The following is a 26,333-nucleotide window of genomic DNA, read 5'->3' on the forward strand; positions in this document are numbered from 1 at the left end:
TCCTTAAACCTCGGTGATTCTTTTGTCTAGATTAATAAGAGGAAGAAGCGTTACAAGGAGGTACAACCTGTTTTTTATTTATACGTCGAATTCTCTAACCCAATACCTGATGATATTACATAGTTCTGCCAATGAAAGGATTAGACACTTTTTTAGGAATGAACACTTTATATCAGTGTTGGCCGTTTACTGTCCCATACTGTGCTTGGGATCTCACGTCGCAACACCGGCATAACTTCAGTGGCGAATCTCTCGAGTTGCTCTCGCTGCTCATTTTTACTTAATCCCTCTACACTAATACTTTGCACTTGATGTCCGTAAGCCTCGTAGTATTTTAAAATCTTCTCGATCACTTGATCAGTACTGCCAACTAGTGCAGATCCGTTTTGAATGTGATCTTCCAGATCTCTAAAAGGCGGTTGATTGAACCTCGATGCTTCTGTATTCATATGGGCATCATAATACGGGCGATAGCGTTTAATTGCTTCTTCCGTAGTATTTGCCAAATACAAGCCTCTTGCGCCTGATCCGACTACTGCCTGTTTAGGATCATGGCCATAATAAGCTAGACGTTCGCGATAGTGATCAATTAACGCTTTGTACTTAGCCATCGGATGAAACGTATTCGATGAAAAAATAGGTTCGCCATACTTCGCAGCAAGCTCAGTAGAAAGCGGACTTGATGCACTGCCATGCCACACTGGAATTTGTTTTTGAAAAGGTCTAGGTTTTGTGGTTACATTGTTTATAGGCGGGCGATATTTCCCCTCCCAAGTGACGCCTACTTCATTCCATAAGAGCTTCAGAAGCTTATACCGATCTGCAAGAGATTCCCATTGCTCCTCCTCGGTAATCCCGAAAAGCGGATAATGTCGCGGATCGTTCCCTTTACCAATTATTACATCTAGTCGTCCGCCTGAAAGATGGTCTAGTGTAGCATAATCTTCAGCCACACGTACCGGGTCAAGCACGCTCAGAACCATTACTGTAGTCAACAAACGGATTTTTGAGGTCTGAGCTGCAATGGCCGTCAGCGTCACTGCCGGTGAGGAAGACAAGAATGGTGCACCATGACGCTCACCCACCCCATAGCCATCAAAACCAAGTTCTTCAGCGAGAACAGCCTGATTTAGCACGTTTTGAAACATTTGTTGCTCAGTAAATACTTCTCCGGTCACGCCGTTTGGGTGATTACTCAAAAGGCTAATCAAAACAAATTTCAACTTTTAAACCCCCTTCATATTATTTTGTTATCTATTGATTAACCGGTTTCATATTTTTTGTCTTTAATAAAGTGAAACTTCAATCAGTGGGGGGGTCGACGCATAGGATATGCTAGTGAAGGCGCCCGCACAGGACGCCTGAGCTTTTAGCCTTCGTACATTCGTCCCCCACTGATTGTTAGTTGAACCAATCGGACTTTTACGGGATAAACGTTTGATTAATAAAATCCTGTATGATATGTGATGCAGTCTCTATTTTTCATTGAATAACTAAGCTAAACACCTATCATACAGGTGACCTGTGTTTTTCAACACGATTCTGGAATTCCTCCTATTTTTGTAAATTCACATCAAAAAATAAAGGATAGCCAAGCGAATCAAACTTTAGCCCCTGCACTTTTTTAGCTGCAGCAACTGTATATGGGAAATCATAAATTGGAATAACCGCAACCTGATCAATTAATTTTTGTTGCACTTGCTTATAGAGATCCGCCCGTTTTTCTTTATCTAATTCTACAGCGGCATTCTCTAACCAAGTATCGATTTCCTTATCTTTTATCCAACTAAGATTAAGTCCTCCCGTATCACGAGTTTTTTGAGAATGATAAAAAAGAGTTAAGTCATCAGGATCTAAAGCCACTCGGCTGTTTCCACGAAGATCGTATCCTTTTGCATCCTTCAGAATACTCAATGGATCATTTGTTGTAATAAGTTCCACTTGTACGCCTACTTCTTTTAATTGTTGTTGAACCATTAGTGAAATATCTTGTCTTTTCTCACGATTGATAGCATCGTTAAGTATACGTAAAGTAAGTGTTTTTCCATCTTTTTTACGTAATCCGTCAGATGCTTTTTCCCAACCCAATTCATCAAATAATTGGTTCGCTTTTTTCACATCATATGAGTCTTTATTTTCGAGACTCTTATCATAACCAAAGGTAATAGGCGCCAGTGAAGACCATGCTCTTTTATACGTTCCCAAGTATAATGTATTCACAATCGTCTTTACATCAATAGCTGCCTTTAAAGCTTGTCTTGCTTTTACATCATCCCAAGGTGCCGTCGTTTGATTGATAAACAACGTATAGGGAAGTCCTCCTGTAGCTGCCTCAAGAATGTTTAATTGATTATTCGCTTTGATTGAAACTACATCTTGTGGAGGTACAGTTTCAATCGCATTCACTTGCCCGCTTTGGACACTTCCAATTCGAGTTGCCTCTTCAGGTATGATTTTAAAAACAAGTTTATCCAAATAGGCCGGGCCATCATGTTCAGCAAAAGGGTATCCTCCATGATAATTTTCATTCTTCTCCAGTACAATCCGATCATTTTCTACTTGTTCAACAAATTTAAAAGGACCTGACCCTACGGGATGGGCATTGAATTGATCTCCATACTTTTCTGCAGCTTCTTGTGAGACAATGGAGAGATTTGTATGAGCTAATAGAGTTAAAAATGTAGCCGATGGTTCAGATAAGTTAATTTTTATTGTATAGTCATCTAATATTTCTATAGATTTAAATTTTCCTAGATAGGACGCTGCAGTTGTAGCTCTTGTTTTTGGATTTAATATTCTTTCAAAATTATATTTCACCACTTCGGCATTAAATTTAGAACCGTCGTGAAAAGTGACATCGTCTCTTAATTTAAATGTGTAAGACTTTTGATCTTCAGAAATATCCCATTCTGTAGCAAGCCAAGGCTCAATCGTATTATCTTTAGACTGATATACTAACGTTTCAAAAATACTTTTAAGTACCCTGTACGAAACTGCAAAACCACTTGCTTGGGGATCCAAAGTATCCGGAGGAGTGGATAATGCATATGTAAATTCTCCACCAGACACTGGCTTACTCGACTTACTTTCTTCTGTACCTATAGTTGATGAGTTCGAATTACCAGCATTAGAGCAACCGGCTAAAAGAAACAGGAGGCATGCAATTTGAATAAGTATTTTCTTGTGTGGCTTGTTTCTTGTAATCATCATATTCATCCCTTCAAACTATGAAATAACTTTCTTTTCGTTATCAAAAACTAATGAAGAGTAATGGCATGCAACATGGCGTCCTGGTTTAAATTCTTTTAATTCAGGCACCTCCTCGCTACAACGCTCCGTCGCAAACGGACACCGCGTTCGGAATCGGCAGCCTGAGGGCAAATTAACCGGAGATGCAATTTCTCCTTGAATGGAAACAACGTTCTTCTTTAGATTCGTCGGATCAGAATGAGGAATAGACCTTATTAACGCTTCTGTATAGGGATGAGCAGGGCGGTTAAATAACTCTTCACTAGGAGCAATTTCAACTATTTTCCCTAAGTACATCACACCTACCCGATCAGAAATATGACGTACAATATTTAAGTTATGTCCGATAAATAGATACGTTAGCCTCAGCGATTGCTGCAGCTCTTTTAACAGATTAATAATTTGTGCTTGCACTGAAACATCTAATGCCGAAACCGCTTCATCAGCTAAAATAAATGATGGATTTACAGCAATTGCTCTTGCTATACCAATCCTTTGCCGCTGTCCGCCTGAGAACTCATGAGGATAACGTTGATGCCAATCAGGATTAAGTCCCACTTTTGTTAAAAGCTCTTTCACTTCTGTTTCTATTTGTTTCGTTGCCTTTCTTTTTTGATGTACTTTTAACGGTTCAGCAATAATTTCACCGATGGTCCAGCGTGGGTCAATGGAGCCATAAGGGTCTTGAAAAATCATTTGCATATTTTTCCGGATTTTTCTCATTTCCGAGTTTTTCAACTGTAACAATGATTGTCCTTGAAACAACACATCACCTGATGTCATTTTTTCCAGTTGAAGAATCGCTCGACCTAATGTCGATTTTCCACTCCCAGATTCACCTACTAACCCAAATGTCTCTCCTTCTTTAATGGAAAATGACACTTGATCTACGGCTTTAATCTGTTTACCTGATTGTTTTAAAGCGTAATATTTACTTAGTCCCTTAATCTCAAATAAATCTTTTTTCTCGATGACTTCTCCAGGTTCTTCCTCTTCTTTAGATTCCTTCACCCGTAAAGGAGAATGGTTAACCGTTTCTTGCTCAAACCAATTTTTATCCTCCACCAACTTCTCTGTATACCAACAAGCACTGTACCGATCATTTACAAAAAATAATGGAGGACTTTCCGCTTGACACTTTTCTGTAGCAAAAGGGCATCTTGGATGAAACCTGCATCCTATCGGCATTTCTGAAAGGTTAGGAATCGAACCTTCAATTGAATAAAGCTTTCGTTTCTCTTTCTTCGGGATCGATTGTAAAAGGCCGCGAGTATAAGGATGATGTGGTTTTTGAAATAGCTGCTGAACAGTCGCTTCTTCCACTATTTTCCCTGCATACATCACAATAATTCGGTCGGCTAGCTGTGCGGCAACACCTAAATCATGTGTCACTAGAAGAATTGCCATATTAAACTCTGTTTTTAACTCATTTAATAAATCAATAATTTGTGCTTGAATAGTTACATCCAAGGCCGTCGTTGGTTCGTCGGCAATCAGCAGCTCCGGTTCACACGCAAGCGCCATCCCAATCATTGCCCGTTGCAATATGCCACCTGATAATTCATTAGGATATTGCTTCATTCGTATATCGGGTTCAGAAATTCCCACCCTTTTTAGTAAAGTAACTCCCTTTATCCACGCTTGCTTTTTTGTAACATTTGTATGTTGAAGAATTATCTCTGTAAGCTGTTGCCCGATCGTAAAAACGGGATCAAAAGCCGCTAGCGGTTCTTGGAATACCATAGATATTTTTTTCCCGCGTACTCGATTTAGGTTTTTTTTAGACATTGTAACTAAATCATCTTGATTAAATAAAATTTGGCCATTCGATATCTTTCCATTTTCGTAATCAATTAATCTCATAATGGCTTTAGAAGTAACTGATTTCCCACTTCCTGATTCTCCAACTAAACAAACCGTTTCACCAGGTCTTATAGTAAAGTTGACATCCGATATGGCTTCTAATAAGCCTTTTTTTGTCTTAAAATCTACTGTTAAGTCTTGGACATTTAATAACGTACTCAACAATATCCCCCCTTAAGCTATTCTTTTTTTCGGATCAAAATAATCACGAAGACGATCACCAATTATATTCACCGATAGAACAAACATCGAAATAGCTAAACCAGGAAAAGTCGCAATCCACCAGGCTGCAGCTAAATAACCTCTGCCTTGAGATAATAAAGCTCCCCAATCTGGGATCTCACTCACAACACCTAGTCCAAGAAAACTTAAACCTGCTCCCGTTAAAATAGCTACGCCGAGACCATTGGAAGCCATTACTAACAAAGGAGGATAAGAATTTGGCAAAACATGGTTCAAAAAAATCATAATATTAGACGTACCAATTGATTTTGATGCTAATACATATGGCCGATTTTTCACGCTAACAATCTGACCACATATAACTCTTGCATAGCTTGGTAACGAAGCAAGTGAAACCGCCAGTACAATGTTTAAAAAGTTGGCACCGAGCGCAGCTGCAAATGCTAATGCCAGTAACAAACCAGGAATCGTCTGTAAAATTTCAATCAACCTCATAAAAATCATATTCACAATTCCTCCAACATGGCCGGCAATAGCTCCAATTAAACTGCCAATTATCCCTCCAACTAACACGGCTGAGAAACCAATTAATATGGAATAGCGGCTGCCATATACAACGACACTAAAAACATCTCTTCCAAAATAATCTGTTCCAAACCAATGATTTGCTGAAGGAGACTGCAATATTTGATCTGAAAACATTTCAGTAGGAGAATAAGGGGCAATCCATTGCGGTACGATGGCACAAATCGTTAAAAAAACGATAATAGATACCGCTAAATAGATAAACAAATTTTCTAAGCCCCAAAATTTAAGACGAAAAAATTTTCGTTGAGGTACAGAAGCCATTTTTTGTTTCACGAGTACTGAATTTGCTTCTCTCATTTGCTGAAACCTCCTAACTGGCTACGTCTAATTCTCGGATCAATCAATGAATATGAGATGTCTACAAGCAAGTTAATGGAAACATATATAATTGCTGAAAAGAAAACCACACCTTGTACAACTGGTAAATCTTTCGCCATTATGGCATCTGCGACAATGCGGCCGATTCCTTGCCTAGCAAATACCGTTTCAATAACGACAGCACCTCCTAAAAAATCTCCAATAATAATTCCAATCATTGTAATTGCAGGAATAAGTGCATTCCGTAAAGCATGTCGATACATCACTAACCGTTCGGAAATTCCCTTGGAACGCAGAGTTAAAATAAATGATTCATTTATCACTTCAAGCATACTGTTTCGAACAATCCGAACAATAAAACCAGCCCCTACTAATCCTAGTGTTACAGCAGGCATAACTAACGTACTAAAACCATTTGATCCCATTGCTGGAAACCATCCTAATTGAATCGAAAAAATCAATATTAATAAAATGCCTGACCAAAACGTAGGCATTGATATTCCAACTAAACCAACGATTCTCGCCATATAATCAATAAGGCTATTATGATGAATAGCAGCTAAAACTCCTAACGTAACTCCTATAAAGATGGCAATGGCAGCACTTGCTATCGTTAACATGATCGTTGCCGGAAGTTGAGCAAAAATTTTCTCAATAACGGGCTCACCATTTATGATGGACTGACCAAAATCGCCTTGAAACAAGTTCGTTATATAATTAAAAAATTGCACATGAAACGGTAAATCTAATCCAAGCTCTTTTCGAAGATTTTCGGCTATTTCTGGATTAGATCCATTTTCAGCTAACAACTGATCGACTACATCACTGGGCAAAAAATAATTAATAGAAAAAACTAAAAACAAGGAACCTAGTAATACGATACATGCGGTAATACCTCTGTTTACTAGTAATCTTTGCATCATTAGCATCTCCGTTTCCCAAACTTGTAATTGTTCATCTAAAACTTGAGTGGAGTATAATCAAAATATCTCTAAAACCCTTTATTCACATCTAAAAAATATGATTTAACCTATACTTCCCCTACTCCCTAAACTTTTCTAGCCCTTTTTCAAGATATTTAAACCTTCCTCTGTTACGCCTACCACTTAACCAAGATAGAAAAAATTAACAATTTATTATAAAAAAAAGGAACTTCTATATTCAGCTATCTCCATTGATCTTCGAAGTCTTTTTAGTTATTCGCGGTACCGCACTGTAACGCATCGTGGATAAAAGAGGTCCATCTAATGCTTTTCCAATGCAAGGATCGACTCGACTCTAGTGTTAAAATAGATAACACATGGATGGTGCTCTGAAACCCCAAAACATGTATATCCCTATTCTTCCGCTTTTTACACTAGATTGGATTGTTTGCTTCAGGTCCAAGAATAATTGGCCATTTGATATTATTTACAAAGCTAATCACTCATAATTGCTCTTACCAAATTGAAATTCATACTTAACAGGTGTGAATAATATGTTTTATTGAAATTTATCCTATCACAGCAAACCTGATTTTGGCAATACTTTATCTGATAGAAAAAATTATCGATATAAGATTGTTCTGTCCAGCAATATAAAATATGAGATATAAGTTATTAGGGAACAGTGGATTACGAGTGTCGGGGCTCGCTCTTGAAACGATGACGTTTGGAGAGGGTTTGGGATCTAGGGACTTCAAAAGTGCTTTCCACATGACTTTCTTAAAACGGACCATGTACGAAGTGTGATTCATGGAGAAACTTTTTCGTTAATTGATAACCATCGGAAATAACAGTTCTGTTAACGAAAAAAACGGCGGAGCAGGTGCTTCGCCACTTTAATTTATATTAAATACTATTGTTTAACCAGTATAATTCTCCCACTATCAATCCTTCGTACGCAAATAAGCCAAACTTTCTTGATACGGAGGATAGGCAATTCCTTTTTCTGTGACGATTCCCGTAATCAGCTCATGGTCCGTAATGTCAAACGCAGGATTATAAGCCTTCACATTTTCAGGAGCCATCGGCTTTTCGTACCACGTTGTCGTGATTTCTTCCGGCTTTCGCAGCTCGATGGGGATGTCCTCTCCTGTTTTACATTCGAAATCGATCGTCGATAATGGAGCGCATATATAAAACGGAATTCCGTAATGCTTTGCCAATACAGCCAAGCCGGAGGTACCGATTTTATTGGCAGTATCGCCATTAGCAGCTACCCGGTCACATCCGGTTAGAACGGCCTGCACCTTTCCTTCTTTCATGACATGCGAGGCCATATTGTCACAAATTAAAGTGACGTCGACACCAGCCTCCTGCAGTTCCCAAGCGGTTAGCCGCGCCCCTTGGAGAAGCGGCCTCGTTTCATCCGCGAATACTTGAAAATCATACCCCTGCTCCTGTCCTAAATAAATCGGCGCAAGCGCTGTACCGTACTTAGCCGTGGCTATTGTTCCCGCATTGCAATGAGTTAAAAGTCCCCAGCCAGGCTGAAGCAAGGAAAGGGCATGCTCGCCTATTGAGTAGCAAATTTTCTCATCTTCCAATCGAATGCTTTCCGCTTCATCCCTTAGCGCATCCTTTATCTCCTGTACGCTTTTTTCCGCTTCTTTTTTTAACCGTTCTTCCATTCGATTTAATGCCCAGAACAAATTCACAGCCGTTGGACGCGAAGATGCAAGATATTGCTTTACTGCTTGAAAATCCGCAGATAATTCAGAAAATGTTGCAGCATTTGATTGCTTTGTTCCTAAATAAACTCCATATGCTGCGGCAATTCCAATCGCAGGCGCTCCCCGAACCTTCAGCCGGTAAATGGCGTCCCAAATTTCTTCCACCGTGGTCAGCTGCAAAAAGACTTTTTCATTTGGCAAAAGTGTTTGGTCTAATAAAATAAGCGCATTCTGTTCATCATCGAGCTGCACGGATTGAATCGCCGCTACTGGTGTTGTCATGGCTGCTTACTCCTTCCTTATACAGGCGGACGCTATCACGTAATCGATTGAAAAAATCGTTTCCCGTTCGAATCTCAGACCGCTTAAGAATAAAGGCTTTCCCTGCTGTTAAGCAAATTTTCTCTGCTGTGACACGGTCTGACTGCTCGGCAATTGATGTCATATCTTTGACATGAGCGATTCCGATAATTCTTCTGCACAGCTCAAGCCCTGTTACAGCTACGGCATCTTCGATGATGGCATCTAAATAAATTTCTTTAAAGCCAGGCAAAACAGCTGTTTGCTCTGTCGCTTTTTCATCCCACAGCTGCAGAAATTTTTCCTGAAACAGTTCAATGACATCTTTGATCGTTTGTTCCAAGTAGCTTAAATAATCCGCTCTTTCCTTATCGTCTTCTATCGTAAAAGCTGCATTGACATAAGCGAATATCAAATTCGCAATCAAATTGCCGACATCATATCCAGCCGGACCGTAAAAAGCAAACTCCGGATCAATCACTTTTGTCGAATCTTCTTTAATAAAAATCGATCCTGTATGAAGGTCACCATGAAGCAACGACTGTGCCTTTGTCATAAAATCAAACTTCAGCTTCGCCGTTTCAAATTTTAATTGATGGTCGTTCCAGATCGTTTCGCGAACAAACTCGCGAGTCCCTTCAAATACATCGTTTTGCTCGCAATCGTAAAATGGTTCAGTGTAAACCAAATCCTCGCTTATTTCGCAAAGCTCCGGATTCGTGAACTTTTTGACTAATTCCTTTTTCGCCTTATGCTCCTGCACGACATCTGACGTGAGCAGCAGCGTGTTTGCTAGGAACGTCGTGATATGCTCCGCAAATAAAGGGAACTTCTTATGGTTTAAAAGGGCCGATCGCAAAATTTCATGATCAGACAAATCCTCCATGAGGCAGCAATTCATGATCGGATCATAGGAATAGAATACCGGGACGAAATCAGGAGCAAGCTCTCCGTAAAGCGTTAAAATGTCACTTTCAATCCGATTTCGATCCGGCGACACTTTAAATTGGTCGGAAATACGCGCTACCGGTCCCGCCTGCTTCAAAATAATGGACTGATCACTCTTTCGATCCACGACTCGAAATACATAATTCAGGTTTCCATCACCAATTTCCTGGCAATGGAGATCTGCATTCTCCCCAAAGAAACCGCCCTTTTGTTTGATATATTCCAGGGCATCCTGTTCATTCATCGTAAAATAAGCAGATGTAAAATCCTTCAAAGCATTCCCCTCCTGTATCTCTTTACTTAGCATTCTCTGCTTCGTATACAGGCACCCAGCCTTCTGCTGTCACAAAGATACGGATAGCAACGACTTTACGATCCTCTGCTAACGTGAAATAGTGGCGCACTCCGACTGGGACTGAAATAAGGTCTCCTGGGTTTAAATGCACCTCAAAAAATTGTCCGTTTTTCCCTTGAATAACGAAAGCTCCGTGTCCGCTGACGATAAAGCGGACTTCATCGTCTGTATGATGGTGCTCACGCTGGAAATTCTTCAGCAATTCTTCAAGGTTCGGAGTATGCTCAGCAAGCGAGATCACATCCCACGCCTCATATCCTCGTCTTGCTGAAATATCTTTGATTTCATCTTCAAATGCATTGATGATTTCTTGCTTTTCATCTTCGTCTAATAGAAATTTTTCTTGCAGACGTTCAGGTAACTTTTCGATATCCCACTCCTCATAAATCACGCCTTGCTCCTGCAAAAATTCAATGACTTCCTCTTGGTTTTCAATTACTTCGTTTGTTTCTTGAATACGAATCGTTGTCATGTTATTTCCTCCTTATATTTTGATTGCCCGGCCAGCTTTTGTTTGCAGCAATGTGACCTGGTATTGAAATAAAAACTCGCATGCTTCGAGGATTTTTTTCGCTTCAAAACCGTCTTTTCCCCAAGCGGTAATTCCGTGGTTTCGAATAAGAACCGCTCCTTTGTCGTCGTTGACAAAGGATGAAAGGGTTTCTGCTAATCTAGGAATATGTGCATAGTTGTGAATGATCGGAATCGTTAACTCGGCATCCTCTTCCCAATAACCAAAAGCCTTTATGAGCTCTTGTCCTTGGAAAACAATTTTCCCTTCATCGCCATACAGCTCAGAAATGACATTGTTGGCCACCGTATGGACATGAAGACTGCAGCCGGCAGCAGTTTTCTTGTATATTTCGCAATGAAGCAGCGTTTCAAACGATGGCTTTACGTTGGTGCTGCCAACAGGATCGCCGTTCTGATCGACAAGCAAAAAATCCTCTTTTGTTTTTTTCCGTTTATCCTTGCCGCTCGCTGTCACGAGAAATTGTAAAGGGTCATCCTGGACTTTGATGGCCAAATTGCCGCTCGTCCCCATAAACCAATCACGTTCTGCCAGCTCCTCCTTGATCTCGGCAAGCTCATGATGTCGAGTTAAAACGTAACTCATTTGGTTCACCTACTTCATCGATAGTATTTTGATCTCTTTGCAGCAAGCCTTCTAAAACAGTTATACAATCATAAAACGTTTCAAACGCCCGATAAGGAATCGATTGTTCTTCGCATTTTTCAGCTAAATAATCTCTCGCAATCACCGTGTCCGCGCATTTTGCTGCTTCCAAGTCAGTAACCGAATCGCCAATGACAATCACATATGTATCATCCTTGGATATGTTCCGAATAATGGCCGGCTTGCAGCATCCGCAATTTTGATTCGAACATTTCTCATCACACTTGTGGGGCCAATGAATCTTTATCTTGTCTTCACTGAAATCCGCTTCATTACAAAACACCCCAGAAATTAAATCAAAGCCTTCAAGCATAGGGTTTACGAAAAAGTCCATTCCCCCGCTGACGATATAGAGAGGAATTCGCTGTTCTTTTGTAAACTGGACAAACTCGCTAAAGCCTTCACGTATGACAGCATTCTCTAAAACAAATCTCGTAATCTCCTGTTGTAAGGAAGAGGGCAGAAGTGCAAACATATTTCCGACTCCCTCTTGAATGCTCACGCTCCGAGATAACACGTCATCCTTCCATTTCTCCCATTCCGGCGGGGCGAATTGCCTCATGATGTTTACAATGTTGTCTTTCTTCGTTACAGTTCCGTCAAAGTCGCAAAAGATGATGGGCTTACTCACCGCTGAACCTCTTCCTTCCATCCCCAAAGCTTGATCGCCTCTTGAAGCTCGGAATCAGGCGGTGCATCGGCCAGTGATTTTCCGGATAGAACGAGGTCGACAGCTTGACGGAATGCTCTCCCGCCTCCTCTGGCTCCCTGCGGATGTCCATGAACTCCGCCGCCCGCATTAATGACACAATCATTGCCGAAATCTTGCACGAGCAGAGGGACAAGTCCGGGATGAATCCCTGCAGACGGGACTGGAAAGACAGATGATAGTGTAGACTCTTTAATTAGCTCCTCCTTTAACGCCAAGACCTTATCCTTCTCTAGCGCAACACTGCCATATGGTGAAGGAAACAGCGACAAATCCGCTCCCGCAAGTCTTAACAATTTCCCGAGAAGCAGGTGATGGGAAAGGCCAAATTTTTCAGAAGAAGCCAGCGCGCCGCTAAAGGCAGGATGAGCCATAATCGGAAGGGCGATTTCCTCGTCTTCCCTCAAGGCTTGCAACACATCAAGACCATAAGTGAAAACATTAAACAAAAGAAGATCCGCACCCAGCTCTTTCGCTCTTCTTGCTTTCTCTTTTAAATCAAAAGTCCGCCCTGTTAAATTGACAGCATATAAGGTCCGATGCCCGGTTTCCTCGTACACCTGGTCGAGAACCTTCTTCCCTTCTGAAATCCGTTGTTCAAATGGGGTCAGGTCATTATCAAACAGGATCTCATCATCCTTCACAATATCAATCCCGCCCAAGGCCTGTTCCCGCAATTGACCCAGCAAATACTCCATATTTCGCCCAATGATCCCTTTAAAAATGCTCATTACGAGCGGTCTGTCATAGATGCCTAATTTCTCGCGAATCCCTTTTATCCCAAAACGAGGGCCGGGAAAATCGTTTTCAAGCTCCGGATCAAGCTTTAAATCGAGCAGCTTAATTTCACCATCAAGCGATAATTTCCCGAAGGTTGTCGTTAAAATCGCCGGTAAATCATTTGAAAAATTATCACTTGGAAACGCAATATGTATTTCCGAAAGTTTCTTCCCAGAAGGCAATGTTTCACCGATTTCTTTTATTTCGACCACACGGCCTTTATGTTTCTTTAATTGCTCCTGCTCTAACAGAGGAAGGTTGGTCCAGGAGCCGACCGTTAATCCAAGGGCAATATCCTCCGCTTTCTTTTCCAGCTTTTCTGGCTCAGCAGCCAATTGATAAACAGCAATTACTTCTGCCATAATTGCCAACGCCTCCTTTCATTTCAGCATTACTGAAAGTCATTTCCTGTATAATGAAAAAACCTCTTCCACATAAGAAGAGGTTTTCGAAAAAACAACTTCTCATCACTCAACATTTCTGTTGCAAGATTTAGCACCGTGCTCATGAGTCGGTTGCCGGGCTTCATCGGGCTAGTCCCTCCGCCTGCTCTTGATAAGAATATTTTTTATCATTCATATAAATTTACTTGGATTATGACATGTTCTTTATTCAGTGTCAATATTGTTTTTTAATTAACTTTCATTCGGACGATAAAAATGATAAAAAGCAAAAACCTTTGACCTGATTTGATAAATGGTGTATAGCACCTAAGGACGAACGAAATTAAACACTTCAGTCACCTTCGGCGGACGAAAATTTAAGCTTCCTGTCGTACCTGCAAATATGCAAACAATTATTGATGAAAAAATCGCCATTACCTTAGCGGAAATGGTTACTTTTATGTCATGCACCGATTTGAACCGGAAAAACGTACCGTATTCATTAAAGAGATGCACGAAAAAGGATTATTCGCTTCGATCAGTGTCGGCGTGAAAGAGGAAGAATACAGCTTCGTAATTGCCAGAAACGCCGGGACTCCGGAAGCGGTAAGAGAACTGGAAAACGCAGGAGCGGATGCAACAAAAGTTGGGATTGGGCCTGGTAAGGTCTGCATCACAAAAATCAAAACCGGATTCGGTACCGGCGGCTGGCAACTGGCGGCTCTGCGCTGGTGCGCCAAGGCGGCAAGCAAACCGATTATCGCCGACGGCGGCATCCGCACCCACGGAGATATCGCAAAATCAATCCGGTTCGGAGCGACGATGGTCATGATCGGATCCCTGTTTGCCGGTTACGAAGAGTCACCGGGAGAAACCGTCGAGATTGACGGAAAGCTCTACAAAGAATACTTTGGCTCCGCCTCTTAATTTCAAAAAGGTGAACGGAAAAATGTAGAAGGAAAGAAAATGTATGTTGAGTATAAAGGATCGCTGCAGGACGTATTGACAGAAATGGAGCAAGACCTTCAATCCTCTATTTCTTATGCTGGTGGCAATAAGCTGGATGCGATTCGAAATGTTGATTATGTGATTGTGAAGAATTCGATTTTTAATGGAGATAAGGTGTATTAGATTGGAAGGTGAGTGAGTGCTTTGGTGCTTGCTCGCCTTTTTTCATAGATTCAACATATCGTTTATTTAAAAAAACGAAAGGGAATACCATGAAAAGAAACTAGTTTTATATTCATTCTGTTTCTGAGTACAAGCATCTCGAACTAAAGGTGGAAACATCCATGTACGAACATCTCATCATCTTTAAATTTCAATCGGATTTAACATCTGCGGAAAAGTCAGAGTTGGTCCATCAGCTGTTAAAGTTTAAAGACAAAATCCCCGGCATTATTGATCTAAGTGCAGGCGTCAACTCAACCGAAGAAACGCAGCATATCCATGGCTATACAGTCAGCATGAGAGTGACCTTTGAGAGTTTGCAAGCGAGCCGTGATTACTTAAAGCACCCTGAGCATCAGGATTTTTTAGCAACCAATAAAGGAATAATAGAAAATATCATTGTTGTTGACTACCCAAAACGGATTGATCCGATACAGCAACTTTAACGAAACATGCAGCAGGATGAATTCCTCACACTACTTAATCGAATCATGCAAACGTAGTTGGATACAGTTTACACCTACTAAAATGAGGAAACCATACATATAGAAAAAAGAAAAAACGACAAGGGGAGGATATGATGGCTGCCAGGAAAACAAATGAGAAAGATGAACCGAAATACCAGTCACGCAATCTCTGGTCTGGCATTCTCTTTGGTCTTGGACTTATCGCCTTTTTCGACGAAATGGTTTTTCATCAGCTGTTGCATTGGCATCATTTCTACGATAAATCGACAACGGCAATTGGTCTAGTTTCCGATGGATTATTTCACGCCTTCAGCTGGTTTGCAACGGTCGGATCACTCTTCATGGTGGCCGATCTCCGCCGCAGAAATCATTTTTTCGCAAAAGATGGATTGGCGGTATGTTTCTTGGCGCTGGTGTGTTCCAGCTTTATGACGGCATCATCCAGCACAAGCTCATGGGGCTTCACCAAATCCGCTATTATGTAAATGTGGTTCCTTACGATATTGTTTGGAATGTTACCGCTATTATTATGATCGTTATTGGAGCAATCCTCAATTCCCTCTCGAATAAGCGGCCTGTGCAGATAAAGAGAGGTTCTTATAATGAACAGTGAACACGTCCATCACACTCATTCAAGCGATCAAGCTTTAATTGAGCCAGTCCTGGCTGTTGCCTTCTTCTTATTAATCGTACTTTATTTTATTGCGAGAATCGTATCCAACCGCCGATACAAAAAATGGCCGCTGCACCGCTACCTGCTTTGGAGTACAGGCATCATCTGCGTAGCAGCCAGCGTAATTGGCCCGTTGGTACAAAAAGCACATATGGATTTCACCGCACATATGATCGGACATTTATTGCTCGGCATGCTGGCGCCGCTTCTGCTCGTTTTAGCTGCCCCTATGACACTCATTCTTCGGGCAATTCCAATTACAGCGGCAAGACGCCTGTCCAAACTATTAAAAAGCAGACCCGTTGGCATCCTGACTGATCCCATTACAGCTACAGTTTTGAATATCGGCGGACTATGGGTTCTATATATGACTGAGTTATACGCAGTAATGAACCAGAATACCCTTGTCCATATCCTGGTTCATATCCATATATTTTTGGTGGGATACGTCTTTACCTCTTCCATTCTCTCGATTGATCCAGACCCATATCGCCACAGTTTTATGTACAGGGCAGTTGTCCTAATCATTGCGTTAGCCGGCCACAGCATTCTCTCGAAAATGATCTATGCCTATCCGCCTAGCGGTGTTTCGAGAGAGCAAGCTGATCAAGGTGCAATGATTATGTATTATGGGGGAGATGCTGTAGACCTTGTATTGATCATTGTTCTTTGTTTTCAATGGTATAGGAGTGTGAGGCTGCGGTCAGTTTTGCCCGATGAGAAAGCCTTGACTGAATAGATAATAAATCAAGAATCACCCTCTCAAACATGCTATCATTACAAATGGAGGGATAACATTGAAAAAAGTAGTCAAAGTAGTTGCAGCTGTTATTGAAAATGATCAAGAAGAAATTCTCTGTGCACTAAGATCTCCGGAAATGAAGATTCCAAACATGTGGGAATTTCCTGGTGGCAAAGTGGAGGCAGATGAAGATATCTTCTCCGCTTTAGTAAGAGAAATAAACGAGGAATTGCAGTGTCAAATCGAAACGAAAGAAATACTGAATGAAAATGTCCATGAATATGATACGTTTATTATCAACCTAATTGCTATTAAATGCAGCATTGTCAAAGGAACGCCGATTCGTAGTGAACATTCAAAATTAATTTGGTTGAAAAGAGAGAACCTTGATTCGTTAAAGTGGGCACCAGCTGACGTTCCTGCTGTAAAACAATTAATATCGGAAAAATAGTCTTTTCTTAATTGAGAAGACTATACTTTTTCAGTGAATTCGATATACAAATTTGCCGGGACTTCGTTCTCCAATTTGATTTGGGTAGTAATTGGCTTTTCTCCTTCATAATGAACAGTATCGCCTTTCCCAATATAAATATATGGCTGCGTTTTTTTATCAATTTCCTTGTACTTCCTGACAAACAAGTGAAGGTTAATTCCCCGTTGTTTATTATGAATTATATTCTTTCCTCTTTCAGATGATTGAGCTGTACTATTTGGCGTCTCCCATTGAAAGGTTTGTTCATCAAGGAATTGATCATTGTAATTAATGCTTTCTTTAATATCCTCTTCCTTGTGCAAGTCGATAAATAGGAAAAAATCATTTCCATTTGTTAGCAACCCTGAACCTCGAAAGGCTGTGTGAATTTTTCGGTAGTTGGAAAGCAATGCAGCGTCGGTCATTTGATATTGTTCGTACAGTTTAAAATGCGGAACACCATAGTATTCCTGTTTATATTCTTTTTCATAGCGGAAAATCCCATAATTCACGATATCTTCGATGTAATCTCTATATTCTTTCTTCTCTAGCAATTGCGGAAAGGCTCGAGTCTTCTTTAGAATACCGCTACTATTCGTAAATAATTGCGGTTTGTTGTTTTTCTGGATATTATCATAATAATCCTGATTTAAACACTCAAATGCATGTAATACACTATCCCCATCAACGTCTTTAACCATTTTTAAAATTTCAAGCGTAGCTGTTTCAAGAGATATTTCATCGTGATCAAAAAGATATCGAATGATAACAAATTCGTGTATTCGTTTTAATGGCAGCTTGCTTGATAATTCTTTTAATGTCTGTTCAAAAATTTCATTATGTAACAGGTTTTTCAGATGATCATCCTTCTCAACCTTGGCTACGAATTGTAAATACGTTTTTTCACGATCAATAAATTTAATAGGATCAGGTGCCGCATCGAATTTCAGATAATCTAATAAGAAATATGGAATATATCCTTGATTGAGCTTCTTAAATTCGAAATACTCTTCCTTTAAATATTTCATGGAATTGAAGTTTTCCTTATCAATTTGCTCTAAAATTCTTTCCTGAGATATTTTATCCATTTGAATATGTGTACATCCTGGGATATTAGCAAATCCCGTTGAAATGGCTACCTTAAGACTTTCTTTATCATAATATCTACTTCCATTTAGCGCGATGGCAATTAGAAAGGCTTTATTATGGTTACCGATAAAATCAAGAACTGTTAAAAAGCTCTTATTCTTGTACTTTCTCAGTCCTCTTCCTAATTGTTGAATAAAGACAATTGGAGAGTTCGTTGGTCTGAGCATTAATACAGTATTTACAGAAGGGATATCTACGCCTTCATTAAAGATATCTACTGTGAAGATGCATTGTAACTCATCATTTTCATCTTCTAATCTTTGAATATAGTTTCCGCGTTGCTCAACTGTATCAGTGCCATCTAAACTAATACTTAGGTAGCCCCTTTTATTAAACTCCGCCGCCATGAAGGTCGCATGTTCAATACTTGCACAAAATCCTAGGCACTTTCTTTTCTCTCCATCGTGCCCATAAAAATTCATCTTCTCAATGATAAAATCAACACGTTCATTCACCTTTAACCTTTTGGTAACTTCAGCTATGTCATCAATTGAAACACCTCTTAGGTCAATGCCTTCAAAATCTGTGATGCCAAAATAATGAAAAGGAATGATCAGCTCGTCATCTAAAGCCTCATGTAATCGTACTTCTAACGCGACATTATTATCAAAATGCTCAAACACATTATGATTGTCGCTTCTTTCTGGCGATGCAGTCATCCCAAGAGTGAATTGTGGCTCGAAGTAATTTAAAACACCTTGGTAGGTTGGACTCGTTGCATGATGAGCCTCATCAATAATGATGTAATCAAACTCATCCTTCTTAAATTCATGAAAGCATTTGGACACTGTTTGAATAGTAGCAAATACATAGTCAACGTGTTTTTGCTTTTGATTTCCTGTCAACAACCCGAAAGTAAGGCCTTCATTCGGAAGGAGCATTTCAAAATTATCTCTTGCTTTTCTTAAAATTTCTTCGCGATGGACAATAAAAAGAAGTTTTTTTGGTTTGAACCTTTTGACATCAAAGGCTGACATATAGGTTTTCCCCGTACCAGTGGCTGCAATCACCAGAGCTTTTCTTTCGCCAAAATGTCTAAGCCGTTCTAAATTCTCAATCGCACGATTTTGAATTCTATTTGGAACAATATATTTCCGATTTTCATAGATCAGTTGATGGGTCATTTGCGATTTTTTGAGACTCTTAAGAAAACCTTCATACCTATCAATAAAATCCTGATCAGCATAGACGCTACTGTCCCACAAAATTTGATATTCCTTTAAAACCTCTTCTATAAAACCAGCGTTTTCTTTAGAAACGATTTCAACATTCCATTCAATATTACTTTTAAGGGCGCTTTGTGTAATATTGGATGAACCGATAATCACCTTATAGCTTTCCTCGTACTCGAAAATATAAGCTTTCGTATGAAAACCGAGCTCCTTTTCTGTAACAAAAACCTTTAGCTCCACATTGTTAAACTCTCTTATCTTTTCTAAGGACTTTGCATCGGTGAAATTTAGATAAGTAGACGTAATGATCTTCCCTTTGATTCCTTTTTCTCCTGCTTCTTTTAATGGATCAAGCAAAAGCTGAAGGCCACTAAAATTAATAAATGCGACACTAAAATAAAAACTTTTGCACTCACTAATTGAACGTATTAATTCTATTAACAAATTTCCCTTTTCTGAATTTACGATCAATTTTTTTTGGATGTCCATTAGGGTGGCTCCTAGTAAGGTATTTGTTTTATACATCAGTTGATTTTTGTTGATGGTTTAGGGTTTAGAGAAGTAGGAAAAGGTATAACACTATTCTAGGATGCAAAATTCTTTTGGTATTCTTTAATAGAGAGGCATTCTCCCCCTTTATTAATGACGTGACCACCGTTAAAAAACACAGTTGAAGTAGATGAAAACTATATGAATTTTTTCTACTTTAATGACTATTACCAAAATTCCCTTTGATCCACTCACGCTTGATCTAATATCCAATTACAAGTAGTCCATCTCTAATTTGCTTAAGACTATAATACAACCTATTATATTTTTCCTTATCAATATTATGTATTATATTATTTAACAAACCTGCTAAATCGTCTAAGTATTGGTTCATCCGGTCTGGTGTAAGCATACTAATTAACTCTTCGTTCTTATTTTTAGATACTGTTTTAGAAAACATTACAGGTAAATAACTTGAAGTTCCTAAAAGCTCTAAATGATTTTCTTCCCAATGAGATATAAGATTTCTTATCTTTCTTAACTGTATTAGATTTTTTAGGGTCAAATCCTTTGTAATTATTCCTTTTTCAGTTAGTTTATCAACCCTAACATTAAAATGTTTTGCTTTTACTGTTAATACTCTTGATGTCATAGCAACTGTTGTTTCTAGGGTAGCATTAATACTATAAATAGCTAAAACACCATACCTTGTGTTATTAAAAAAAATACCCTCTTCTACTTTACCATAATTATAACCTATCTCTTTGAATGTCACTTTTTGCATTTTTTCTATACAATCTTTTGCATTTTTCATATGTACTGCGACTATTGAATATTCAAACCAATGTGTCATTTTATCACTTCCCCCTACTTGTTTATTATCAGACAATTTCGATTAGTAAAATTGTTACGGCTGGTTTAGTTGCTATATCAAACAAATCATTTTTATTTTCGTCTTTCTTCTCGATTCATAATTCTATCAACACCTTTTAAGGTTGATTCAAAAAATGTATTTCTATCACTAGTATTTAGAACATGCTCTTCTCTCGCCAAAGTTTAATGCTCTACCAAAAGTTAGGTCTTCAAGAATTGAATCTCTCAAGTTATCATGAATGATTTTTGCAATACTTTCTTTGTGAATCTATTGGAAGTGAATATATATTCGTAAATACTTTTTAAGCAGCTTCTTTTCTATTGCCATTGCTTTCTTCTATAACTTTTCGAAAGCATCACCATTTTCTACCCAGTTTTTTGCGAAATCATAAAAGTCAGTACCTATACTTAAGGAGTTAAGCATTTTCATATCCTTTTGGTAGAGATACCTCAGATGAATAGTATACAAATTGTCCATTTTCAAGCTGAGACCAAATTGCGAGTTCAAATCCCTTAAGTACTGTAGCACAGGCTCAAGATACTTAAATAACTTATCAAATTGCGAGTCGACAGTAGGCGCTTTACTCATTTGAACAGAGACTGTACCTGCTTTTCCTTTTTTCTTTTCCCCTACATTTGGTATTGTAATTCCTACTGCTACAGGCAACTTCCTCATCTCCCCAAGAGAAACATAAAGTTTCCAATTCAGCTTATTAGCTATATCAGTTTGCATAACTTCCTTGACTAACCCCTCTTCTACCGACGATAAATATCTTCGTATAGTCCTTTCATCTAAATAGAGGAATTCTTAGCTGGAACATATAAAGCCCCTACTGCCCTAATAAGAACCCATTTTACACATTATTACATCTAAGGTGTTAGAAATTTATTTTAAGATATATATAAATAAAAAAAGCCTGCTCTTAATTAACTAGAATCAGACTTGTCTTTATAATTTTGGGTCTTCTAATCGATATTCAATATTTTTCCAATGATTTTTCACTTGAGTTTCCATAAGGTTTTCAGTACTAGATTTTTCATCAAATATTTTCTGTGCTCTTGAGACATAGCTCAGGAAATTTCCATGTCCCTTCTTATTTTTACCCAAGTGTGAATAATTTTTATATAACTCTCTTCTATAGGATTTACGAGCGAACTCTTTTGACTTACGATTACATATCCTTATTTTTCGATATGTTCTCGTATAATATTTAAAAAGACTTTTTTCTCTGATTCGAACCTCCTCGCCATTAAAGCTAAACCCTAGATAATCTAATTTTGTTTCATTAAATTCTAAGTCCATTATTTTATTATTAGTGTAAAAGTAATTTCCAGTCTTTTCAGGTTGAATCTCTAAATTTGGAACCTGCTTTTTTACATTTTCCACAAATTGTTGATGAATTTGAAAATTATAGAGCTGGGCGTCTCCCCCATGAGGAATTACTATAATTAAATCATCACAATATCTTCTATATAATCCATTTCGCTCATCTACATACTTCTTTATTTTTTCATCAAAATCTAAGAGATAAATATTTGAACAGACCGAACTAATTCCAGCTCCTTGAGGAATTCCAAAACTCTTAGAATTCTTATATATATTTTTATGCTTAAAAGCTCTAAACTCTTCTTCGGTAAAATACTTATATTTATTTTTTATTTCACTTTCAGTATATTTGATTTTCAAGTCAGATTCTATTGTATCTTTTATAAAATAACTGAATCTCGTTATATTTTTAAAGACATTATAATAGTCATCAGGTAAGGTTTCCTTTTTTAGGGTATAGCGGATTTTCTCTTTTAGATACCTATGGTCCAAAGTATCAAAGAAATTAGTAAAATCTGCAACAAAGATATATGCATTTTGTTGTGCTTTGATAAAATCAATAACTTCTTTAGCAAAATTAATATTACTTTTCCCGGATAAGTTATTTCTATAAGCAATAGCAACATCATTAATACCTAATTCTTCAACAACAGAATTATAGTGATTATTTAATTTGTCACCATAATACTTATAAATAAAGCTATCGATATGAGAAGCATAAAATATTTTTCGGATTTTTTCTTTCGGCTTTTTAAGCTTTCTATTATACTTGTGAAACTTAATTTTAAAATGTATAAATGGATAAAATCCATGTTTAGCAATCCATCTGGGATTTTGTATATTATTCTTAACTTTTTCGATAGATTTTTTATTATCTAGATGTGTATATCCCTTAACTCTATATTTTTGCTTATTCATTTTTTGGCAGAGCTAGCAAGGGTATGTAATCGTAGTCTATTACTCTTTAAAAGAAACCCTTGCAAGCATACTCTCCTTTCGAATTATAGGCTATTGCTAGACTATAAAGAGACTACTAGATGCACTATTAGCTTATACTATAATTAGTATATTGAATTGGTTGATTATGACGATTGGAGGTATCCAAATGCCCAGTTATTCAGAAGCAATATCATTTGTAATTAGCTTGATTAGCAGTGGAATTACAATTGAGATAAAGCTTGACAGAAATTCACCAATTACCCTCATAACTTCTTTTATGAGGCTTAAACTATACCGATTTTACCATTTAATTCAGTCACAGTCAAAATATACCTGATTTTTTAGATCTTAAATAATTTTTTTCTGCCTTAATACTAGAACCTCTAATCCAAATGGACACCTCTTCAGATTATCCATGTTTTCTAAATTGAAAGTTTATCCAAAGGTCCTGAACACGAAACACTTTTGCTTACCGAAATAGGCTGCTCTTATCGCAACTTATTTTAAAACTCCTTTCATTCAACAAAGGGATCCGTTAAATAAATTTGAATTCGTTAGCGTAGAGGCTATCAAACAGTGTGTCATCGCAGGTCTTTGAATATCTGCATTACCGTCAATGGTCATTAGACACAGATATCAAAACAGCAAAGATAATTGTAAGACACCTCCTTTCAAGCTTTTATAGAAGTTAACACGAAAAACTGACAAAACGTTAATCAAAGCTAGGGGTTATGTACATTTCCAAGTTGAATTATTTCTGTTTCAGCTATTAGAAAATCCCCCCTCGCATTAGGGGGATTTTCTAATGAACCTTAAATTCAAGATTCGTTTCTTTTGCATATATCAAGTACCGCAAAAGGTCTGGTAAGGAGTTGCTGACTCTGGGACCGTACAGTGTTCAGCCTGTTCTATGGAGTGTGCGCAAGGGTTTGAAAGAACATCCAAAAGCCGCTCCATCACGCTGTAGTCTCCTTGTTCCACTGCAGCTTCCAACGCTTCTTCTACCCGATGGTTCCACGGGATGACCGCAGGATTGCTGTTTTGCATCAGTTGATTGACAGAGGCTTTCGATTCCTACTGTCTGCCTAGTCTTGCTTGCCAATGCTCATTCCACTGAGTAAATTCCGGGGTCTCAAACAGGATCGTATCCTCATGTCAAAAGTTAATGCGCAGTAGGTGTTGGTATAGTCCACGTGGTATTTCTTGTTAGGAGTGGCTGTTATTTTTTTTGACGGAATAATTTGTTTGACATCACACATCCCACCATGTTAATTTGTATATGCAAATGAAAGAGGGGACTGAAGGTTTTGAACGAAGAAGAACTATTACTAACTCAATGCTTATTTTTTACCGCTAACCGATTTGCGCGAAATATTACAAAGCTGGCGGAAAAAACATTTGATTTCAGTAACCTTGCACCTTCTTATCTTTATATGATCATGATTGTTAAGTTCCACCCGCAAATTACCCAAAAAGAAATTTGCGAAAAAATGTCAATCGCTCCTTCTACAAGTACGAGATTCATCGATAAGCTTGAAAAACAAAAGCTTGTGTCCAGAAAAATGTGCGGCAAGCAATCCTACATCTCTTTAACAGAAGAAGGCGAAAAAGTTTACGAGCAGTTTCGAATTTCTTTAAATGAATTGTATGCAGACTACTCGAAATCGTTAGGGAAAGAATTTAGTCTTGAATTAAGTAAAATGCTGAACGATGCATGCATTAAATTAGAAAAGAAAAGTTAATTTCATCTTTTTTTACTCTTTCATTTGCATATACAAATAATGTTGTAAAGCCACTTTACTTCTTAGTCGTTTTTCAAATTAACATTTTCACGTACAAATAATAACTAGAGGTGAATATGAATGAAAACATTAGTCATTGTCGCTCATCCGAATTTAGCAAATTCAGTCATAAACAAGGCTTTGATGGAAAGATTACAGCAGGAACAAGATATTACCGTCCATGACTTATACGCACAATATCCTGATAAACGAATCGATGTCGAACGCGAACAAAAGCTATTATTGGATCATGAAAGAATTGTATTCCAGTTCCCGCTTTATTGGTACAGCAGTCCATCATTATTAAAAGAGTGGCAGGATGTTGTCCTTACATACGGATGGGCATATGGATCAGAGGGGACAAAATTGCGAGGAAAAGAATTTAGTTTAGCGATTTCTATAGGCTCACCAGAGGAAGCCTATCAAGCAGGCGGCTCTAATCACTTCAGTATGAGTGAAATAACAAAGCCATTTCAAGCAATGGCCAACTTTACAGGCATGCATTTTCTGCCAATGTACTTAACTCATGGAGCTAACACTATTACAACAGAGCAAGTGAATGAAAGTGCAGAAGCGTTGGTACAGCATCTTAAGTCTTCTTTTTAAATAGCACGAGAGGGAGACTCAAGGGGCTTGAGTCTCCCTCTCTTATATTAACCTGCAATTTAATCAAAACTACTCACCGTTTTAGTTGTGTATCCCCTCATCTACTGTCTATTATTTTTGATTTAAGTACTCGACTATTATAAAATTAACAATTAGCCCTACCCATATATTAACATTTAAAACTTCCTCCACCATCTTCTCTCTTCCTCCAGGGAGAGAGAACCCATTTAAAGTATAATAGGTTAATAGCAATACTGGCACCGCTACACGTCCACTTACTGCTACTAAAGTGACACCAAAACTCCGTATCATCCATTTGCGATGCTCGCAAAGTCTTTTCTTACAGCGGTACGATACCCTTTCCAGCAAGTAAATAACCATATTAGCGATAAAACAAGGAAAGAAGTTGCTTTCGAAAAGTTTTCAATATAGTAAATAGTCGCCAATGCAAGTACTCCGCTTATAAAGACACTGATCACATATATCCTTCCTAGATAGCGATGAACTTTGGGGTTCTTCATTCGAATACGATCTATGAATTGAAAAAAACCTGATATTAGGGCAACACATGCAAATATAATATGAGCAACTAATAGGGGAAATTGGATGGTTGTCGATGTCATGCGTATGCGGCTATTGTCAGGATCGAATGTTAAATATGGTGCTGCAAAAGGAACGATTACTCCCAAAGATACAATGACTAATAACCACCAGCTTTTTTTAAGTTTCAATAATTTCACACTTCGGATTCTTGAATGAAAATCTATTTTAAGATTAATGCCTATTTCTAAACATCCTCTAAACAAACTTTTAAATTTTTTTAACAATAATCGACTTGTATTGTTGATATTTAAAGACAAAAATGCTTTAGCAAGTAAGTCTTTCGCATTAAATAAATGTATAAATTAGGAATAAACTATTAGTTTTTAACTGTTTTTTCTAATTTATGTATTCGTTTACCTTTTCC

The 26,333-nt window shown here is 38.3% G+C and carries 20 protein-coding genes, 5 pseudogenes and 1 riboswitch; of the genes and pseudogenes, 8 read left to right on the top strand and 17 right to left on the bottom strand.

The genetic code is table 11. From position 1 onward, the window contains the following. Positions 1-167: 167 nt before the first annotated feature. From JOC74_RS12625 to JOC74_RS12675, 11 genes are all read right to left on the bottom strand, one after another. The gene (locus JOC74_RS12625) at positions 168-1,223 is read right to left on the bottom strand and encodes an LLM class flavin-dependent oxidoreductase (RefSeq protein WP_053604903.1); all 1,056 of its coding nucleotides are present in this window, start codon (positions 1,221-1,223) and stop codon (positions 168-170) included. A gap of 331 nt (positions 1,224-1,554) precedes the next feature. After that, the gene (locus JOC74_RS12630) at positions 1,555-3,210 is read right to left on the bottom strand and encodes an ABC transporter substrate-binding protein (protein ID WP_082364144.1); all 1,656 of its coding nucleotides are present in this window, start codon (positions 3,208-3,210) and stop codon (positions 1,555-1,557) included. A 15-nt stretch (positions 3,211-3,225) separates the two neighbouring features. Further along, a complete protein-coding gene (locus tag JOC74_RS12635; protein ID WP_098945254.1) occupies positions 3,226-5,274 on the bottom strand; it encodes an ABC transporter ATP-binding protein in 2,049 nt (682 codons plus the stop codon). Positions 5,275-5,286: 12 nt separating this feature from the next. Further along, positions 5,287-6,180, bottom strand: a complete 894-nt coding sequence (locus JOC74_RS12640) for an ABC transporter permease (RefSeq protein ID WP_053604905.1) — start codon at positions 6,178-6,180, stop codon at positions 5,287-5,289. Then, the gene (locus JOC74_RS12645; protein ID WP_053604906.1) at positions 6,177-7,121 is read right to left on the bottom strand and encodes an ABC transporter permease; all 945 of its coding nucleotides are present in this window, start codon (positions 7,119-7,121) and stop codon (positions 6,177-6,179) included. Before JOC74_RS12645 ends, JOC74_RS12640 begins: the two co-directional genes overlap by 4 nt. 947 nt (positions 7,122-8,068) lie before the next feature. Further along, positions 8,069-9,136, bottom strand: a complete 1,068-nt coding sequence (mtnA, locus tag JOC74_RS12650; RefSeq protein ID WP_053604907.1) for an S-methyl-5-thioribose-1-phosphate isomerase — start codon at positions 9,134-9,136, stop codon at positions 8,069-8,071. Continuing rightward, positions 9,093-10,376, bottom strand: coding sequence for an S-methyl-5-thioribose kinase (gene mtnK, locus JOC74_RS12655; protein WP_098945256.1), 1,284 nt, complete (start codon positions 10,374-10,376; stop codon positions 9,093-9,095). Before mtnK ends, mtnA begins: the two co-directional genes overlap by 44 nt. A gap of 22 nt (positions 10,377-10,398) precedes the next feature. Next, positions 10,399-10,929, bottom strand: a complete 531-nt coding sequence (gene mtnD / locus JOC74_RS12660) for an acireductone dioxygenase (RefSeq protein ID WP_053604908.1) — start codon at positions 10,927-10,929, stop codon at positions 10,399-10,401. Between the two features lie 12 nt (positions 10,930-10,941). Next, on the bottom strand, positions 10,942-11,574 hold the full coding sequence (locus JOC74_RS12665) for a methylthioribulose 1-phosphate dehydratase (RefSeq protein WP_053604909.1): 633 nt from the start codon (positions 11,572-11,574) through the stop codon (positions 10,942-10,944). Next, the gene (locus JOC74_RS12670; RefSeq protein ID WP_053604910.1) at positions 11,546-12,265 is read right to left on the bottom strand and encodes a 2-hydroxy-3-keto-5-methylthiopentenyl-1-phosphate phosphatase; all 720 of its coding nucleotides are present in this window, start codon (positions 12,263-12,265) and stop codon (positions 11,546-11,548) included. The genes JOC74_RS12665 and JOC74_RS12670 overlap by 29 nt, the downstream gene beginning before the upstream one ends. Continuing rightward, entirely contained in the window at positions 12,262-13,485 is a 1,224-nt protein-coding gene (locus tag JOC74_RS12675; RefSeq protein ID WP_053604911.1) for a 2,3-diketo-5-methylthiopentyl-1-phosphate enolase, read from the bottom strand. Before JOC74_RS12675 ends, JOC74_RS12670 begins: the two co-directional genes overlap by 4 nt. 99 nt (positions 13,486-13,584) lie before the next feature. Next, positions 13,585-13,685, bottom strand: a riboswitch (SAM riboswitch). Between the two features lie 155 nt (positions 13,686-13,840). On the opposite strand from JOC74_RS12675, the pseudogene JOC74_RS12680 reads away from it, so the two are divergent. From JOC74_RS12680 to JOC74_RS12700, 5 genes and pseudogenes are all read left to right on the top strand, one after another. Further along, a pseudogene (locus JOC74_RS12680) lies at positions 13,841-14,637 on the top strand (GMP reductase); the annotation flags it as partial. 161 nt (positions 14,638-14,798) lie between these two features. Next, positions 14,799-15,122, top strand: a complete 324-nt coding sequence (locus JOC74_RS12685; protein WP_053604912.1) for a Dabb family protein — start codon at positions 14,799-14,801, stop codon at positions 15,120-15,122. 131 nt (positions 15,123-15,253) lie between these two features. After that, a pseudogene (locus tag JOC74_RS12690) lies at positions 15,254-15,756 on the top strand (DUF2243 domain-containing protein). After that, positions 15,746-16,555, top strand: a complete 810-nt coding sequence (locus tag JOC74_RS12695) for a cytochrome c oxidase assembly protein (protein ID WP_053604913.1) — start codon at positions 15,746-15,748, stop codon at positions 16,553-16,555. Before JOC74_RS12690 ends, JOC74_RS12695 begins: the two are co-directional and overlap by 11 nt. Before the next feature lie 58 nt (positions 16,556-16,613). Next, positions 16,614-17,009 carry a (deoxy)nucleoside triphosphate pyrophosphohydrolase gene (locus tag JOC74_RS12700; protein ID WP_053604914.1) on the top strand — a complete coding sequence of 132 codons (396 nt, stop codon included), beginning with the start codon at positions 16,614-16,616 and terminating at the stop codon, positions 17,007-17,009. Between the two features lie 20 nt (positions 17,010-17,029). Here JOC74_RS12700 and JOC74_RS12705 read toward each other — a convergent pair whose 3' ends face one another. The 4 genes and pseudogenes from JOC74_RS12705 to JOC74_RS12720 all read right to left on the bottom strand — a co-directional run bounded on the left by JOC74_RS12705 (position 17,030) and on the right by JOC74_RS12720 (position 22,958). After that, positions 17,030-19,876: a DEAD/DEAH box helicase gene (locus JOC74_RS12705; protein WP_312883819.1), complete on the bottom strand. Its 2,847-nt coding sequence runs from the start codon at positions 19,874-19,876 to the stop codon at positions 17,030-17,032. 226 nt (positions 19,877-20,102) lie between these two features. After that, a complete protein-coding gene (locus tag JOC74_RS12710; protein ID WP_053604916.1) occupies positions 20,103-20,693 on the bottom strand; it encodes a hypothetical protein in 591 nt (196 codons plus the stop codon). 357 nt (positions 20,694-21,050) lie between these two features. Beyond that, a pseudogene (locus JOC74_RS12715) lies at positions 21,051-21,509 on the bottom strand (DUF6414 family protein); the annotation flags it as partial. A gap of 153 nt (positions 21,510-21,662) precedes the next feature. Beyond that, entirely contained in the window at positions 21,663-22,958 is a 1,296-nt protein-coding gene (locus JOC74_RS12720) for a reverse transcriptase domain-containing protein (RefSeq protein WP_053604918.1), read from the bottom strand. Between the two features lie 459 nt (positions 22,959-23,417). Between JOC74_RS12720 and JOC74_RS24300 the strand changes: the two are divergent. Next, positions 23,418-23,574: pseudogene (locus JOC74_RS24300) on the top strand (LysR family transcriptional regulator); the annotation flags it as partial. A gap of 248 nt (positions 23,575-23,822) precedes the next feature. On the opposite strand, the pseudogene JOC74_RS12725 reads toward JOC74_RS24300, so the two are convergent. Further along, a pseudogene (locus JOC74_RS12725) lies at positions 23,823-24,184 on the bottom strand (protein adenylyltransferase SelO family protein); the annotation flags it as partial. A gap of 102 nt (positions 24,185-24,286) precedes the next feature. On the opposite strand from JOC74_RS12725, the gene JOC74_RS12730 reads away from it, so the two are divergent. Together JOC74_RS12730 and JOC74_RS12735 are read left to right on the top strand one after the other, a co-directional pair. Continuing rightward, positions 24,287-24,721, top strand: a complete 435-nt coding sequence (locus tag JOC74_RS12730; RefSeq protein ID WP_225970259.1) for a MarR family winged helix-turn-helix transcriptional regulator — start codon at positions 24,287-24,289, stop codon at positions 24,719-24,721. A gap of 120 nt (positions 24,722-24,841) precedes the next feature. Beyond that, positions 24,842-25,366: an NAD(P)H-dependent oxidoreductase gene (locus tag JOC74_RS12735; RefSeq protein ID WP_053604921.1), complete on the top strand. Its 525-nt coding sequence runs from the start codon at positions 24,842-24,844 to the stop codon at positions 25,364-25,366. Positions 25,367-25,674: 308 nt separating this feature from the next. Here JOC74_RS12735 and JOC74_RS12740 read toward each other — a convergent pair whose 3' ends face one another. Further along, positions 25,675-26,097, bottom strand: coding sequence for a DUF2306 domain-containing protein (locus JOC74_RS12740; RefSeq protein ID WP_225970260.1), 423 nt, complete (start codon positions 26,095-26,097; stop codon positions 25,675-25,677). Positions 26,098-26,333 lie beyond the last annotated feature (236 nt).

The sequence above is a fragment of the Bacillus capparidis genome, from assembly GCF_017832095.1.
GTDB classification, from domain to species: Bacteria; Bacillota; Bacilli; order Bacillales; family Bacillaceae; genus Bacillus; species Bacillus gobiensis.

Coding starts and splice junctions, on each gene's coding strand:
- JOC74_RS12630 (WP_082364144.1), bottom strand. CDS start 3,210: ATGATGATTACAAGAAACAAGCCACACAAGAAAATACTTATTCAAATT.
- JOC74_RS12640 (WP_053604905.1), bottom strand. CDS start 6,180: ATGAGAGAAGCAAATTCAGTACTCGTGAAACAAAAAATGGCTTCTGTA.
- JOC74_RS12645 (WP_053604906.1), bottom strand. CDS start 7,121: ATGCAAAGATTACTAGTAAACAGAGGTATTACCGCATGTATCGTATTA.
- mtnA (WP_053604907.1), bottom strand. CDS start 9,136: ATGACAACACCAGTAGCGGCGATTCAATCCGTGCAGCTCGATGATGAA.
- mtnD (WP_053604908.1), bottom strand. CDS start 10,929: ATGACAACGATTCGTATTCAAGAAACAAACGAAGTAATTGAAAACCAA.
- JOC74_RS12665 (WP_053604909.1), bottom strand. CDS start 11,574: ATGAGTTACGTTTTAACTCGACATCATGAGCTTGCCGAGATCAAGGAG.
- JOC74_RS12675 (WP_053604911.1), bottom strand. CDS start 13,485: ATGGCAGAAGTAATTGCTGTTTATCAATTGGCTGCTGAGCCAGAAAAG.
- JOC74_RS12685 (WP_053604912.1), top strand. CDS start 14,799: ATGTACGAACATCTCATCATCTTTAAATTTCAATCGGATTTAACATCT.
- JOC74_RS12695 (WP_053604913.1), top strand. CDS start 15,746: ATGAACAGTGAACACGTCCATCACACTCATTCAAGCGATCAAGCTTTA.
- JOC74_RS12705 (WP_312883819.1), bottom strand. CDS start 19,876: ATGTATAAAACAAATACCTTACTAGGAGCCACCCTAATGGACATCCAA.
- JOC74_RS12710 (WP_053604916.1), bottom strand. CDS start 20,693: ATGACACATTGGTTTGAATATTCAATAGTCGCAGTACATATGAAAAAT.
- JOC74_RS12720 (WP_053604918.1), bottom strand. CDS start 22,958: ATGAATAAGCAAAAATATAGAGTTAAGGGATATACACATCTAGATAAT.
- JOC74_RS12735 (WP_053604921.1), top strand. CDS start 24,842: ATGAAAACATTAGTCATTGTCGCTCATCCGAATTTAGCAAATTCAGTC.